This is a genomic window from Picosynechococcus sp. PCC 11901 (assembly GCF_005577135.1).
GTDB lineage: Bacteria > Cyanobacteriota > Cyanobacteriia > Cyanobacteriales > MRBY01 > MRBY01.
Window position 1 is genome coordinate 538,113 of record NZ_CP040360.1, and the last position, 15,450, is coordinate 553,562.

Annotated in this window: 14 protein-coding genes; 5 read left to right on the top strand and 9 right to left on the bottom strand. The window is 49.6% G+C overall.

What is annotated here, in order from left to right:
* The first annotated feature begins 112 nt into the window (after positions 1–112).
* Complete coding sequence (locus FEK30_RS03615; protein WP_138073732.1) at positions 113–1,252, top strand: anhydro-N-acetylmuramic acid kinase; 1,140 nt, start codon at positions 113–115, stop codon at positions 1,250–1,252.
* Here the strand turns inward: FEK30_RS03615 and FEK30_RS03620 are convergent.
* Complete coding sequence (locus FEK30_RS03620; RefSeq protein WP_138071846.1) at positions 1,246–2,163, bottom strand: histone deacetylase family protein; 918 nt, start codon at positions 2,161–2,163, stop codon at positions 1,246–1,248. The genes FEK30_RS03615 and FEK30_RS03620 overlap by 7 nt on opposite strands.
* A gap of 40 nt (positions 2,164–2,203) precedes the next feature.
* On the opposite strand from FEK30_RS03620, the gene FEK30_RS03625 reads away from it, so the two are divergent.
* Entirely contained in the window at positions 2,204–2,548 is a 345-nt protein-coding gene (locus FEK30_RS03625) for a hypothetical protein (protein ID WP_099240093.1), read from the top strand.
* Between the two features lie 124 nt (positions 2,549–2,672).
* Here the strand turns inward: FEK30_RS03625 and ftsY are convergent, their stop codons facing one another.
* On the bottom strand, positions 2,673–4,292 hold the full coding sequence (ftsY, locus tag FEK30_RS03630; protein WP_220094736.1) for a signal recognition particle-docking protein FtsY: 1,620 nt from the start codon (positions 4,290–4,292) through the stop codon (positions 2,673–2,675).
* 179 nt (positions 4,293–4,471) lie between these two features.
* On the opposite strand from ftsY, the gene FEK30_RS03635 reads away from it, so the two are divergent.
* A complete protein-coding gene (locus FEK30_RS03635; RefSeq protein WP_138071848.1) occupies positions 4,472–5,254 on the top strand; it encodes a photosystem II electron transport protein, Sll1252 family in 783 nt (260 codons plus the stop codon).
* Here FEK30_RS03635 and FEK30_RS03640 read toward each other — a convergent pair.
* From FEK30_RS03640 to FEK30_RS03660, 5 genes are all read right to left on the bottom strand, one after another.
* A complete protein-coding gene (locus FEK30_RS03640) occupies positions 5,251–6,684 on the bottom strand; it encodes an FAD-binding domain-containing protein (protein ID WP_138071850.1) in 1,434 nt (477 codons plus the stop codon). The two genes, FEK30_RS03635 and FEK30_RS03640, sit on opposite strands and share 4 nt — an antisense overlap.
* A 126-nt stretch (positions 6,685–6,810) precedes the next feature.
* Positions 6,811–7,086, bottom strand: coding sequence for a BrnA antitoxin family protein (locus FEK30_RS03645; protein ID WP_138071852.1), 276 nt, complete (start codon positions 7,084–7,086; stop codon positions 6,811–6,813).
* Complete coding sequence (locus FEK30_RS03650; protein WP_138071854.1) at positions 7,049–7,324, bottom strand: BrnT family toxin; 276 nt, start codon at positions 7,322–7,324, stop codon at positions 7,049–7,051. The genes FEK30_RS03645 and FEK30_RS03650 overlap by 38 nt, the downstream gene beginning before the upstream one ends.
* Positions 7,325–7,399: 75 nt before the next feature.
* Entirely contained in the window at positions 7,400–9,160 is a 1,761-nt protein-coding gene (gene ilvB / locus FEK30_RS03655) for a biosynthetic-type acetolactate synthase large subunit (protein ID WP_138071857.1), read from the bottom strand.
* Positions 9,161–9,466: 306 nt separating this feature from the next.
* Entirely contained in the window at positions 9,467–11,584 is a 2,118-nt protein-coding gene (locus tag FEK30_RS03660; RefSeq protein WP_255447934.1) for a hypothetical protein, read from the bottom strand.
* Between the two features lie 207 nt (positions 11,585–11,791).
* On the opposite strand from FEK30_RS03660, the gene FEK30_RS03665 reads away from it, so the two are divergent.
* Complete coding sequence (locus FEK30_RS03665) at positions 11,792–13,078, top strand: proton extrusion protein PcxA (RefSeq protein WP_138071859.1); 1,287 nt, start codon at positions 11,792–11,794, stop codon at positions 13,076–13,078.
* Positions 13,079–13,090: 12 nt separating this feature from the next.
* Here FEK30_RS03665 and FEK30_RS03670 read toward each other — a convergent pair whose 3' ends face one another.
* Together FEK30_RS03670 and FEK30_RS03675 are read right to left on the bottom strand one after the other, a co-directional pair.
* The gene (locus FEK30_RS03670; protein WP_138071861.1) at positions 13,091–13,675 is read right to left on the bottom strand and encodes a type IV pilin protein; all 585 of its coding nucleotides are present in this window, start codon (positions 13,673–13,675) and stop codon (positions 13,091–13,093) included.
* A gap of 295 nt (positions 13,676–13,970) precedes the next feature.
* A complete protein-coding gene (locus FEK30_RS03675) occupies positions 13,971–14,573 on the bottom strand; it encodes a type IV pilin-like G/H family protein (RefSeq protein WP_138071863.1) in 603 nt (200 codons plus the stop codon).
* Between the two features lie 368 nt (positions 14,574–14,941).
* Here FEK30_RS03675 and FEK30_RS03680 point away from each other — a divergent pair, with 368 nt between their 5' ends.
* Positions 14,942–15,328: an endonuclease domain-containing protein gene (locus FEK30_RS03680; RefSeq protein ID WP_138071865.1), complete on the top strand. Its 387-nt coding sequence runs from the start codon at positions 14,942–14,944 to the stop codon at positions 15,326–15,328.
* Positions 15,329–15,450: the final 122 nt, after the last annotated feature.

Genomic DNA, 15,450 nt, shown 5'->3' on the forward strand with positions numbered 1-15,450 from the left:
AATTCTTCTATTGTGACGGATCGGCTCCAACGCTTCATCGAAATGAAGAATTTCTGCATCTTAAAGGTTGGGTGATAATAAAGTGGCGATCGCCTTTTGGGGGAAAGAATCTATGCGAGTAATTGGTTTAATGAGCGGCACTTCGGTGGATGGCATTGATGCAGCCCTGGTAGAGATTCAGGGGGAAGCCGACGCTATTGAAATTGAATTACTCGGCTTTACGACCTATTCTTATCCGTCTGAACTCCGGGAAAAAATCCTCGCAGTGTGTGCCGGAGAAAAATTAAGTGCCTTGGAATTTGCGGCCCTTGATGACGAAATTGCCCACAGTTTTGCTACTGCGGCGATACAACTCCAGGAACGTTACAGCAAAGCAGAATTAATCGGTTCCCACGGACAAACTATTTTCCATCGTCCTCCCAACGGCAACTTGGGTTTGAGTTGGCAACTGGGTCGTGGTGAGGCGATCGCCCAACAAACAAACTTGCCAACGGTGAGTAATTTTCGCCGGGCAGATCTGGCAGCCGGGGGACAGGGCGCGCCGCTTGTGCCGAAGGTCGATGCCTATCTTTTGGCTGACTCGACGAAACACCGCTGTATTCAAAACTTGGGTGGCATCGGCAATGTCACCTATTTGCCACCCAAAAACCAGGCCGATTGGGAAAATTACGTGATCGGTTGGGATACTGGCCCCGGCAATGTGCTGTTGGATTTAGCGATTCAAAAATTAACCAACGGTGCCCAAGCCTACGACCAGGATGGAATTTGGGCATCCCAGGGCACCCCCCATGTAGATTTAGTGCAGCGCTGGCTGGGCGATCCTTTTGTGGAGCAGTTACCGCCCAAGTCCACGGGTCGAGAATATTTCGGGATTGCCTTCTTGGAAAAATGTTGGCAGGATGCTCAAGAGTTCCAACTTACAGAGGCGGATTGGCTCGCAAGTTTGACGGAATTCACGGCGTTAACGGTTCAGCGAAACTATGAACTCTTTTTACCCCAACTGCCCGACGAAATTTTTCTGTGTGGGGGCGGGTGCCGCAATAGTTATCTCAAAAAACGTCTACAAGTTGCGTTCGGAAATCAGATTCCCGTCAGAAGTACCGATGAGCTTGGGTTAAACCACGATGCCAAAGAGGCGATCGCCTTTGCGGTATTAGCCTACTGGCGCATGAAAGAATTTCCAGGAAATCTGCCAAAGGTAACAGGGGCAAAATGTCCGGCGCTCCTTGGTGAAATTCATCTGCCCTATTGAACGAAAGGTTCCAAGGTGGCTACTACTGATTCCGCCAAGGTTTGGAGATGATAGCCCCCTTCTAGGGCAAACACCATTGGACAAGGTAACTGCTGGCAAAATTCGCTAAAAACTTTGTAATCCTGGGGCTGGAGATTCATTCCCGCTAAGGGATCTTTGGCGGTGGCATCGTAGCCTGCACTGACGATTAATAGATCTGGTTGAAACTTTTGCAGGTAGGGCAAAACCACGTCCTGGAATTTTTGGACATAGATCCTTTGGTCTGCACCGGGCTTGAGGGGAATATTTAAAATATTTTGGTGGCTACCGTGATGGTGCGCCTGGCCGGTGCCGGGATACGCAGGATCCTGATGGAGAGAACAATAAATAATCTGGGGATTTTCCTCGACTAAATATTCTGTGCCGTTGCCGTGGTGGACATCCCAATCGAGGATCGCCACTTTTTTAACGCCCGCTAAACCCAAGGCATAATGGGCGGCGATCGCCACATTTCCCAACAGGCAAAATCCCATCCCTGTGCTGCGGGTGGCGTGATGACCGGGAGGCCGCACCAAGGCAAATACAGGCTCCTTGGTTTGAAGCGCTAAATTCACCCCATCTAAACAAGCATTGACCGCCAAAAGTGCCACGTTAAAACTTTGGGGTGAAACGGGGGTATCTGGATCCCAATAGCCGCCCCCGGATGCCGCTAATTTTTCCAGTTGTTTTAGGTAATAGTCATCATGTAATTGGCGCACCCAGGGCAACGGATCCCGTGAGGCGATCGCCGTTGGTTCGTGCCACTGAATTTGGTTCGCCCAGGAAACTGTTCTCAGGGCTTGGGCGATCGCCATTAACCGTCGCGGACTTTCTGGGTGGGAGCGCCCCGTGTCATGGTCAAGAAATTGATCAGAATAAATCAGATGAATCATGGTATTCGCTACACTAAAGCATTGCTAGGAACAAAAAACAATGAAATTTCTCGGTAAATTAATCGGCCTTGGCTTGATTCTTTTGGGCATTTATTTTCTGGGTAAAAATATCTTTTTCACAACCGGCGGCTATCGCTATTCTTTTTGGCGTGGTATTTCTGCCGATCTTGCCGTCATGACCCTGGCTGGTGGCGTCGTTTCCCTCTTCACCCTCCCAAAAGATAACCGTGTCTTGGGTTGGATTTTAATTGGGGCCTCAATTCTTTTGATCTTTGCAGGGGGACGCGCGATTCTCACCCCTGTCAGTCTCTGGCAACTCTTTATTTCCCTTGCCTCCATGACCTCCGGTTACCAACTGCTGCGCACTGGCCGAATTAACCTTTAGCATACTGGGATTTTTCATCTGCCTAAATCCTTTGTGACAAAAGCGAAGGATTCTGCAAGCCACAAAAAAAGGCGGTTGCTTAATGCAAATAGCCGCCTCTCAAGATTTTTGATTTTACTGGAGTCTAGCCATCCAGCAGCGCTTCAACAAATTCATAACTAGAGAAGGGTCGGAGATCTTCAATCCCTTCCCCAGCGCCGATAAAGCGAATTGGTAAACCGAGTTGTTGGCTCACCGCTAGAGCAACACCACCCCGGGCCGTACCATCTAATTTTGTCAGGACAACGCCACTGAGTTTTGCCGCTTCCGAGAAAACTTGGGCTTGCCGTAGACCATTTTGGCCGAGGGTTGCATCTAGGACTAAGAGGGATTCCACCTGGGCATCGGGAGCTTTTTTATCGACAATCCGCCGGATTTTCGCCAGTTCATCCATCAAGTTTTTCTTATTTTGTAAGCGGCCAGCCGTATCCACGAGCAAAATTTGTGCCTGCCGTGCTTGGGCGGCGGTAATACCATCAAAAACCACCGCTGCGGGATCAGTATTTTTACCGGGGTTGGCGATTACAGGAGTGTCAGTTCTTTCGCCCCAGACTTTTACCTGTTCGACGGCAGCGGCCCGGAAGGTATCAGCAGCAGCAATGACGCAGCGATAACCCGATTGGTTGGCAAGGTGGGCCAGTTTACCGATGGTGGTGGTTTTACCGGCACCGTTGACGCCAGTGAGCATCCAGACATTGAGCTTGTCGGCTTCGGGAGCAAATTCGGTACTGGGTAATTTCGCCAGGGGTTTGTCGAGGATATCCCGGAGGATTTCTTTGAGATAGGCGATCGCCGCTTCGGGGGGCAGCGCTTCCTGGCGGAGTCGTTCCTGGAGGGTTTCGATGATGTAATCGGTGGCCTCAATGCCCACATCAGCCTGGAGTAGGAGCGATTCAATTTCTAAGACTGCTTCGTCATTGAGCGGCCCTTGACCCACCACAGCCTTGAGTTGATTGACCAAACTACGGCGGGTTTTACCGAGACCATCCCGGAGCTTTTTGAGCCATTCAATTTCTTCGAGGGAAATATCACTGGCATCACGGCCTTGATCAGCAAGCACCTTGGCAGACCAGAGGAAATTCTCGTCAAACTCTAGCCCTTCCGTATCAATCGCCGTTTCTTTAAGCTTTTCGAGGCCGTCGGACTTTTGCATCCAAGCGGGTGTTGCTGGGGTAGTTTCCGGTTCTGGTTCCGCTACTGTCTCGCTATCTGGGGTACTCTCTACTTCGGCAGCAATTACTTCCGGCTCTGGTTCTGGGGCAACGGGCGCGACGGTTGCGGCGGCTTCAATCTCGGTTGGTTCACTGTCTGGTTCTGGGGAAACTGCTTCTGCTGGGGCTTCCGGTTGAGGAGTAATTGCTTCGATTGTTTCTGGAGCCGTTTCTGGAGCTTCTGCCGTTGGTTCGGGGGCTGGTGTTTCTGGTTCAGTTTCAGCAGGCGTTGATTCTAGTTCTGGCTCCTGGGGTTCTGTGGCTTCAGGTTGAGGGGTCTCAGTTGTTTCAATACCCTTTTTTGCTTGGATATTTTTGTAAGCGGATTTCGCCCAGTTTAGGTAGTCAATTTCTGGGGTTGATGGCGTCTCAGGTTCGGGGGCAGCAGCTTCCTCCGTGGGGGATTCTGGCACCTGTTTTTCTGTAACGGTTGGTTCAGAGGTGTCTTGGGATTTGTCAGTTGTCTTGCGCCGAAACCAATCAAAAATAGCCACAGAAATTCCTAGGAGAGTAAATGAACTGTTTTCATTATTATGGCTTGGTTGGGGTTTGTAAACGGAGGGTTTCCCGACCGTTTAGGCATTGGCGACGGGGTGGTTTGGTATGATCGAGCGATGGTGTTTTTCCACTAGAAATTCTATTTTGTTATTTGGCGATCGCCTTTTCCCAGCCTATGAATTTACCGAAGGATGATTTGCTCAAGGGCGTTGAAAACCGTGCAGAACTCAGTCGGCTGCTCGACCAAGCGGATCAAGCGATTCGCACTTGGGAAATTGTCCAGACGGATTTTCTCTCGCCGCCGGTACTCTACGAAGCCTTAGAAATTTTTGGCAAGCTCACGGAAGTCCAGGTTGTCCATGGGGGTGGCTACCCCCAAGCAGAACGGCAACGGTTGGCGATCGCCCGCGAAGAAATTCCCCTCGATGCCAGCCATGTAGAAATTGCCGCCTTGGACATTGCCGGTAATTTTTTGTTTGATACGGCGACCCACCGGGATTTCTTGGGTTCGCTCCTCGGTACTGGGCTCGTGCGGGACAAAGTCGGTGACATCCTCATCTTAGGCGATCGCGGTGCCCAGGCTTTGGTCATTCCGGAACTCGTGCCCTTTTTAGAAACATCCCTAGTGCAGGTGCGCTCCGTACCAGTGAAAACGCGGCCGATTCCCCTCGAAGAATTAAAAGTACGCCCCCCGAAAAAGAAAGAACTCACCACCGTTGAAGCCTCTCTCCGTTTGGATGCCATTGGTTCGGCTGGTTTAGGGATGTCCCGGGCAAAAATGGCCGAGGCGATCACCAGCGGGAATGTGCGGGTTAACTGGAAAACCATTACCCAAAGCAGCTACAACGTCAAAGCAGGCGATCTGATTTCCCTCAGGGGCAAAGGCCGCGTCGAAGTTGGCGAGATCAACATGACCAAAAAAGAACGCTATCGCGTTAATCTCACCCGTTTTGTTTAGGCTTTGTCTTTGACTAATTTGTAGAGCCGCTTAAATTCCCGCTGGCGTACCCGGTGTTCCACAATCGGCTCTGGGTAATCATGCTGCTGACAGAGTAAACGGGGAATTTGGCCGGTGAGTAAAACCTGAGTATCCAAACTGCTTAGCTCTGGCAACCAGTGGCGAATGTAGTCTGCTTCGGGGTCAAATTTTTGAGCTTGGGTATAAGGGTTAAAAATTCGCAGGGGTTTAGGATCCATGCCACTGGAAGCACTCCACTGCCAACCGCCATTATTGGCCGAGAGATCACCATCAACGAGGGTTTGCATAAAATATTTTTCGCCCCAACGCCAATCGATAATCAAATCCTTGGTGAGAAAACTGGCAACAATCATCCGACAGCGGTTATGCATCCAGCCCGTTTCGTTGAGTTGGCGCATCGCTGCATCAATAATCGGATAGCCCGTTTGACCAGTGCACCAAGCTTGAAATTTCTGCTCGTCATTTTCCCAGGGAAAGTCTTTAAACTCTTCCCGGTATGGCCCCTGGGCAAGTTCCGGAAAGAAAAAGAGACAGTGTTGATAAAATTCTCGCCAAGCTAATTCCTGCTGCCAGGTGGTGACGCCAGCTTCTGCTTCTTTACTGCGGCAATGTTTTAGGGCCGTTTCTGTGGCTTGCCAAACCGTCCGAATGCCGATCGCCCCAAATTTCAACGCGGCACTAAGGCGAGAGGTGCCATCGATCGCCGGGAAGTTGCGATCGCCATCATATTTCTCAATACAATTCTCGGTAAATCTATCTAATTGCTCCAGGCTGGCAGCTTCCCCCACGGGCACAGTAAATGGTTTATCCCAACTGAAACCCAGATCGGCCAAACTCGGTAAGGCGATCGCCCCCAGGTCTTTCGCTGATTTCTGTTCTGCATCACTCAGTCCTTGGCAATCTTTGAGGGCAGTAACGGGGGCGGCTTTGGGCTTTTGTGACCAATTTTTCCAGAACGGCGAATACACGCTGTAGGGCTTTTTCGACTGGGTGAAGACTTTCCCTGGGGCATGGAGGAGCTGATCCCAAAAAGTTTCTACCTTGGCTCCCACCTCACGCAAGGCGATCGCCATTTGGTGATCCCGCTGTTGGGCATAGGGTTCCACGTCCAGATTCCAGTAGACCGTATGGACTTTGAGAGATTCTGCAACTTTGGGCAAGACCTCTAAGGGATTCCCCTGGAAAATCAGCAGTTGACTGCCCGCTTTTTGGTAATTTTCTGCCAATTCTGCCAGGCACGCTAACAGATACTTCACCCGCGCCGGAGCCACATCTTCTTTTTCTAAAATGGCCGGATCGAGGCAGAAAATGCCGACCACCTTGGCCGACTGTTGCCGTGCTTCTGCCAAGGCGACATTATCCTGTAGCCGCAAATCTCGCCGATGCCAATGTAAAACCAGTTCAGCCATCCTTAAAAAATTGCCCCATTCGCTGCGGCTTATATCCTAATCGAGCCACAAAAAAGGAGCAAGGTGAAACCCTACTCCTGGCATTTATGCTTATCGTTTCTACTGTTAAATCTAGTTTTTACTTAGCTACTGATGGGTTTCCATATAAGCCCGTAACAATTGATTGATTTGTTGTTGATAGCCTTGTCCTTGGGACTGGAACCACTGCAACACATCATTATCAATATAAAGTTTTCCTTGGGGCTGATTTTTCGTCGCCGCTAATCCCTGTCGAACTACGGCTTTAGCAAACATTTCTGGTGTAACTTCTGGACAATCTGATAAATCAAGATCTGCATCGTCCATAGCATCCAAGCGTTGCCAGTCAGTTTGAGAGTCGCTCGAAGTAGGTTTGTTGTTCATATTTCGTGGCTTTTCTTGCAGAAATAATCCGAATGAGATTTTCGCGCTCTGTATGAACAATCGCCATAACCCGACCTTGCAACAAACCGAATGTAACAAAGCGCTGCTCTCCATAATCATAACGAGTATCTTCAACCGTTATGATCTGACCCTCAAATATAGCCGGGACGTCTATAAAGTCGATGCCATGCTTACGCAGATTGGTTAGTCGTTTTGTTGGATCCCATTCATATTTCACACCGGAGCACTCCTTAAAGTAGGTGGCTGTAGTAATTAAATATCGCTTCGCTACAACAACCTACTCTCAGAAAGGTTATGCTTCATTCAAACCCATCATGTGGGCGTTGCTCTTGCCGGGGATGACCATCGGATAACAGTTTTCGTCCTTTTTCACCCGCACGTCCAACAACACAGGGCCATCGTGGGCCAACATTTCAGCGATCGCCCCCGACAGATCATCCGGATGATCCACCACCATCCCCTTCACCCCAAAGGCCTGGGCGAGTAGCTCAAAGTTCGGCATCCCCGCTTCCATATTGGAGGAAGAATAGCGCTGACCGTAGAAGTTTTGCTGCCACTGGCGCACCATCCCCTGCCAGCCGTTGTTGAGGATGACTGTCTTTACTTTAATTTGGTATTGGGCCAGGGTCGCCAACTCTTGCAAACACATCTGAAAGCTTGCATCCCCACTAATACAAATCACCTCTTCGTCGGCGATCGCCACCTTTGCTCCTAGGGCCGCCGGGAGACCAAAGCCCATGGTGCCCAAGCCCGCACTAGAAATCCAGCGGCGGGGGCCATTCTTCAGGAACTGAGCCGCCCACATCTGGTGCTGACCCACATCCGTCGTGTAGTAGGCATGGGGAGCCTGGCGGTCTAACTCCACAATCACCGACTGGGGCGAGATCGAATCCGCAAAGCGAGGCGCGACCAAAGGATGTTTTTCTTTCCAACCTTGAATTTTATTGAGCCATTCTTCCGTGGGCTTATTACCGAGGGGTAAACCCTTGCCGCCTAGCTGTTGCAACATCTCAATCAACACATGGCGCACATCACCAACAATGGCGACTTCCGGTAAGCGGTTTTTGCCTACCTCAGCGGGGTCAATATCAATGTGAATCACCTTCGCTTCCGAGGCAAACTCGTCTAATTTGCCAGTCACCCGGTCATCGAAACGGGCACCCACCGCAATCAAAAGATCACATTCACTCACGGCGAAATTAGCATAGGCCGAACCATGCATCCCTAACATCCCAACGGAGAGGGGATTATGTTCATCAAAAGCGCCCAAGCCCATTAGGGTTGTAGTCACTGGAATTTGGAACTGTTCGGCTAATTCTTTAATTTCTGCGTGGGCACCAGAGGTAATGGCACCGCCCCCGACGTAAAGTAACGGCTTACGGGATTCAGAAATCAGACGTACCGCTTCCCCAATTTTGGAGGTATCTCCTTCGGTGCGGGGTTTGTAACCAGGGATATCCACATCACCGGGTTCAACGGGAATATATTCACATAGTTCCAGGCCGACATCCTTGGGGACATCCACTAATACAGGGCCGGGCCGACCCGTGCTTGCAATGTAAAAGGCTTCGGCAACGATCCGGGCCATATCTTTCGGATCCCGCACTACGTAGGAATGTTTCACTACGGGTAGGGTAATGCCAAAAATATCTGTCTCCTGGAAGGCATCTGTACCGATCGCCGCGCGGGTGACTTGGCCTGTAATCACTACCATCGGAATTGAGTCCATATGGGCTGTGGCAATCCCTGTGACGAGGTTTGTTGCCCCAGGGCCAGAGGTACCAAAACAAACCCCCACTTTGCCAGTCGCGCGGGCATAGCCATCGGCGGCATGGGAAGCTCCCTGTTCGTGGCGCACAAGGATGTGCTTAATTTCTCCCCGTTCTTCCACTGGGTGTAGGGCATCGTAGATGGGCAGGATCGCACCACCGGGATAGCCAAAAATGTATTCGACACCATGGCGCTTGAGGCTATCGATCAAAATGTATGCACCGGAACGAACCTCTGAACGGACAGCAGTCTCAGTTGCTGCGGGGGAAGTTGTTGAAACCACGGGAGTTACCTAAGGAATAACTTAAAGGACGAAGAATACACCAGAAATAAGATCTCTGCTTCCCTATAATTTTTTCCGATAGGGGGATAGATTATTTTGGCGTTTTGTTGTATTGAAGCCTACATTTTAAAAGAATTCATGCAGACTGTCGAGATACTGTATCATAGGCTGCTTTTGCTTTTAACTTAGATCAGCTTATTTTTGAGAAGCAATCCCCTGTAAAGGGTTTGTTACATGGATGTCAGCGAACAATCATGAATGACACCTCTCTAGCTCCCCTATGAGGGGAGAATGGCACCCTCCGGCCTAGCGGCCACCTCCCTCAAGGGAGGATTGGAGGCATTCTTGGGTGGCTTGGATGAGGGGATAGAGGGGGCCAAGCTGTTCACTGCCATTGGTGCCAAAATCACTGTGGCACAGATAAATTTGGGTATCAGCGCGGGCCAGGAGGTCTTGGATAATATCCTGAAGCCGTTGGCGATCGCCTTGTTGTTCGAGCGCCAGAGACCAAGGCTCCCCTTGCCAATTGCGTTGAAAAACGCCATAGCCAAACAAAGTTGCGGCACCACCTTTTTCCCAGAGACGTGATCCCGCATCCAGCCAAAACTGATAGGGGTGATGGCGACGGGCGGAGCGGTATTGAAAGATGGTGGCGAGGGTAATGGAATTGGGGGGTTGGTGGTTAAAGTTGTACTGGGGGCGCGGATTGGCGGTAATGGTTTCTGCTTGGATTAGTTGCAGCAGGTCAGCGAGCTGGGCTGCCGTTGTGTCTTGACTCCCTATGCGATCGCCACATTGCCAAAAGTGTTGGGCGGTCTCGCTGAGTTCCCGCAGGGTTGCCAGTTGGCCATAGCTGGGGGCGAGTTTTTGGAGATAAAAGGTTTGGATTGCCTGGTTTAGGGTCTGCAAAATGCCCTGGGGCGTAATTTGATGGGTTGCTTGGGTTTGCTCGATCCACTGGCGGATGGCTTCGTAGGCTTGGGTGGTTTGATAACCGAGGCGATCGCCCCTGGGCATCGTCGTTGCTGGGAGCAGTTGGGGCCGCTCCGGGTCGGGCTGGAAACAATAATCCACCAACAAACCAGCCCGCACGGGATCGATTAATGGCTTTTCGCTGGCGGTCTGGGACAGCATCATGAGCATTTCCGCTACAGCTTGGTTCTGGATTAGCCGTCCACTACCGGGATAAATTAACGCCAACAAAGTCAGCAGCGATCGCCCCCAGGGAGAACTTGCAATGGGCCGCTGTTCCCGCAAGGGTTCTAGGGGAATTTCGGCAATGGCCAGGCTTTCCATCAGGGTATAGCGAGCGACTTCATCGAGGCCGGGCGCAATAATCGCGATGTCTGCTGGCGCAACTCCTTGATTTTTTACTAAAAATTGAATCTGCTCACTGACCCGTGTCAGCAGTTGGGCGCGGGCAACCGTTTGAATGGATTGGATGGTGGCGGGTAGTTGTCCCCCAAACTGGGGTTGGGTCACGGTCTTTTGAATTTGCGCTGTGAGGGTCGCCCCCAGGCCCGCTGGTCGTTCTAGGTGAACCACCTTGCACCGTTGCGCCAATTGGCTCCAATAATCAGGATCACCGCTCAAACCGAGGCGAATTCTCCCAACGGGATTTTCTGTAAAGACCCCAGTGCAACCTTGATCTAATAAAATGTCCGCTAAATCCTTGGCGATCGCCGGATAATCTTGGCCATCATCGGCGAAAATTGCCCCAAACCGTTGCCCTAGGGAAGCTTGATATTGTTCATTTTTGAGTAAATATTGCCCGTAGAGATTGTAAATAATGCCATAGGTGAGAAAACCTCGTCCTAAGCACCAATCCCGCCACTGTTGGATCAGTTTTCCTGCCGTTTCTGTAAATTCTTGGAGGTTTGTCTCTGCACCAATGGCCACCGTGCCTGTCAGTAGGGATAACTGTCCAGCTATCAGCCGCTGGGGAATCTCTTCTAGGGCAATGCCCGCCGCCCCCGCCAGCAGCAAAATATCCAATAGCCGTCGCACCAGACGATTTTGAAACCGCTCATTGGGCAGTAATTCCCAGGTAGCTAGGGTGTCGGCCCACAGTTCCCGCGCTAACTTTTGTTCCATCTCTGGCCGCAACCGCAGGGGAAATGGAGGGGCGATCGCCAACTGTTCACAGATTAATGGGAAAAATAGCTCTACCTCATCGGCCATGAACGCCACTGGGGTTTTACTCACAAAAGGATAGCTGCCGCGAATTTCTTGGTGAATCAAGTCCGCCAGCAGCCGCTGATTTTGATTATTTGCCGCCAAGACCAATAATCCCGGCACCAATACCGCCTGGGGATCCTGCCCTGCTACCCAAGCTTTTAGCCGCGCCACCAATGCCGTCGTTTTCCCAGAGCGCGACTGACCCCGTAACCAAATTGCCCCCATCAGACCCCCAAACAATCCCATCTACTTCGATTACAATAACCAACTAACACAAAACCTCCCCAAAATCCTCCCTAGAGGGAGGTGGCCGTCAGGCGAAAGACTTTCTCCCCTTGAGGGGAGTTAGAGGGGTGGCCCCTTCAGGAAAGTTAGAGAGGTGGCCCTTATTAAGGAATCCCAAAAAATAGTTTGTGGGTGTCTGCCCAGGCCATACAAGCAAATCTGAACCCAATGAATCTAAGCACTTTCATCAAAAAAGCCCGCCGCTGGTTTTACGACACCCCAGACCGTGCCCTGGAGCAAGCCTACCGTGCCGCCCTCAATATCCAGGCCATTGAACTCGAACACTTCGGTGGTAAACCCGTTTCTGGCCGCAATGCCGACTACAGCGACAGTGTGATCCGCTATTTCCAAGGGGAAGTGCGCAAACAACTCAAAATTATCGAAGTGCGCCTGCGGGAATTTCGCTCCTTTAATACTGTCGTGCCCGTCTCCGAGGAAACAATCCAAAAAAAAGCGAGCAATATCTACTACCCCGATGCCGCCGACAAGCCTACCCTGATTATCGAAAAACTACGCTTTATTGACGAAATCACCGGACGCTATGGCCGTGGTCTGTCAAAACAATCCGTTGCCCTTGTTCCCCTCAATGACGAGACTGCCCAAACCAATGGCGATCGCCCCGATGACAAACCCAAGGTGGAAACGGTATCGGACAAAACTGGTCTCGTGCCCCGCTCCATCATGCGGACATTCTCCCGAATCCAGCAGGAGATCGATCCCAAGTCCAACGAAGCAGAAGCAGAAGTCGTCACAAAATTTCGGCGATCGCGCAACAAAACTGCTGTTTCGATTCGGTTTCTTCTCACCCTCGTGATTGTGCCCTTGTTGGTGCATCAGCTCGCGAAAATTGCAATTACGCCCTTCGTAGAGGAGCATTTTTTCACAGAGGCAAGCCCGGCATTGTTTGTAAATTCCGACCTTGAAAATGAAGCTTTTGAAGAGTTAGAGCATTACCGAGCAACTTTAGAAATGCGGCAGTTGGTAGGGTTAGCGCCAGCTCTCACAGAGGCAGAAATCACTGAAAAAATCCAAGAAAAAGCGACAGAAATTGCCCAGGATTATCGCGCCGAAAGTTACAACGCCTACGAAAACATTTTTTCAGATATTTTTAGTTTCTTTGCTTTTGTGGGGATTTTATTAATTAGCAAGCGCGAAATTGCGATGTTAAAGGGCTTTTTAGATGAAATTGTCTATGGCCTCAGTGACTCGGCAAAGGCATTTCTTATTATTTTGTTTACGGATATTTTTGTGGGCTATCACTCCCCCCATGGCTGGGAAATTATCCTCGAAAATGTGGCAAAACATTTTGGTATTGCGGAGAGCCGAGATTTTAATTTCCTTTTTATTGCAACCTTCCCTGTAATTCTGGATACAGTCTTAAAGTATTGGATTTTCCGTTATCTGAATCGTATTTCGCCTTCTGCCGTCGCCACGTACCGCAACATGAATGAATAAAGAGAAAACTTTCTACCTGAGTTTAATATAGCCTGCTGCACAATCTAGGGTACCAGTACTACTGTCTAATAGAGGAGGTAGTGGACCAATCACATTAGAGCCATCTTCTTCACAAATAATTGAAGGGATACCCGAAGCAGCCAAGGAAGTTACACCAGCGGAATAGTCTTGAACCCTCCCAGGATCTTTGGCTGCCGCATCATAAGCAGCTCCTAATTTATAGTCGATTAGTGAACCAGCATTGCCATAACTAAAATTAGATGTTTCTAGACTTGTCAATACACCTAAGTTGAGAATATTAGAAGAAAAAGATCTTTTTTCTAAAAAATAAACTTGTTGTGCACGATTAAGTACGGATAAAGTTGCCTTGGCTTCACTTTGGCGGGCTCTCGCTACTACATTTAAAACAACGGGTAAGGAAATAGCAGAAAGAATACCAATAATCACGATTACGACTAGCAACTCAATTAGTGTTATTCCTTTTATTCCTTGCGCATTGTCTTTCTTTTTTTTTAACAGAAAACACAGCATCTTTTCATGGATCTTCTGCGATAAATTGAGTATGGATGCTCTATTTAAAAAGCTTTTGATTTTCAAGGATTGTGCTTAATTCTTGAAAAATATATAAAAAAATACAGTACTTTACTCTCTTGCCTAAACCCCATGAGATGCTTAGGATGCAGAAGGATTATAGCGTGTAACTACAAGAAATCTGACCGCTTTAAATGGGCTTGAGAAGAGAAGTACTGTATTTTCTTGTTGATTTTTATGGCAACTAGATATTGTTTTGGTTTGAGATTGAATGCTCTTACAAGACTCTACATATCTAGATTTACAAGTTTTTTCAATGTATCTTCATTGGATTGCCACACAACCATCGTCAGTAACCTATTTAAAGTTCTTCGGAATCCCCAGCACATGCTAGTGAAGGAGGAGTTGCAGTTGCATTGTATTGAAGAGTGGGAGAGTCGCCAGGATCTATTCCTTCACAGAGAATAGTGATTGTAGTTGAGTTGCTTTCGTCATCTACAGAGGTTGCAGCCGCTGCAGCATAGCTTCTTACCGATTGAGGATCCACTGCAAGTGCTCTAATTGCAGCAACTGTAACGCTAGCATTACCGGGGGTAGTGGATATGTTAGTACCGTCAGCACTGCTAAAGGACGCCAATCCGCTAGCGGGTAAAGGAGCACTCGTGCCAATACCATACGAGAAATTGTTGGTACTATCATCAACACCTAGCGCCAATAAGTCGATACGAGGTGCAAATGCAGGTTCTTCAAGACGATAAGCTTGCTGACCACGATTTAATGCACCTAGAGTCTGTTTTGCTTCCGATTGCTTGGCTTTAGCGGCCTGATTCAAGAATGCAGGTAGAGCAATAGCCGACAAAATACCGATGATGATGATTACAACGAGCAGTTCGATCAGGGTAAAACCTTTGTCAGCTTTCTTCTTGTTGAGTTGTTGCAGAAGCTTAAAAGTGAAATTTTTCATTTGGGGGCATCTCCTTATCCCGGCTTCAACCGGAATCATGTATCCGTTAACCCTAAATTACCCACCCACTTTCTTTTCCTATCACCCCCCCACAAAGTTCTCCCCTCATAGGGGAGTTAGAGGGGTGTCCCTTGAGGGAGGTGCCGTAGGCGGAGGGTGGATTCCCCCAGGGGAGTTAGAGAGGTGTTCTCAATAGGTTACTGGTTAACCCACCCCAACCCCTCCCAGGAGGGGATAATTGGCCGGTGTTCCGGAAAGTTCTAAAAATCCTCCCTTGAGGGAAGTGGTCGAAGACCGGAGGGTGGTATCCCTAGAGGGCTGTCCCCAAAAAAATAGAACATAAGATTAAAAGAAAAACCATCCTTCCCATGCGCCGTAAAATTCTACCCTACAACAAACATCTCGTCGGACGCGCCCGCCAACTCCGCAAAACTATGACCAAAGGCGAAATAATCCTCTGGCAACACCTCCGCAAAAAACAAATCCTTGGTGTCAGCTTTCTGCGCCAACGCCCCATTGACCAATTTATCGTTGACTTTTATTGCAAGGACTGGATGCTCGCCATCGAAATCGACGGCAGTAGCCACTATAGCCTCGCCGCCCAAGAACGAGATGCTTATCGCCAAGCCAAACTCGAAGCCTTGGGCGTTTCTTTTCTCCGCTTCAGCGAATACGATGCCCAAAATCACCCAGAGGCGATCGCCAAAACCATCAAAACCTGGCTCCTCACCCACCCCCCAAAGATCCTCCCTTGAGGGAGGTGGTCGAAGACCGGAGGGTGTTCTCTCCCCTTGAGGGGAGCTAGAGGGGTGTCTCTTTAGGGAGAAGGTTGTCAGCATTTTGTGATAGCAGCAAAAGTCCGGTTTTTTCAAGCTTT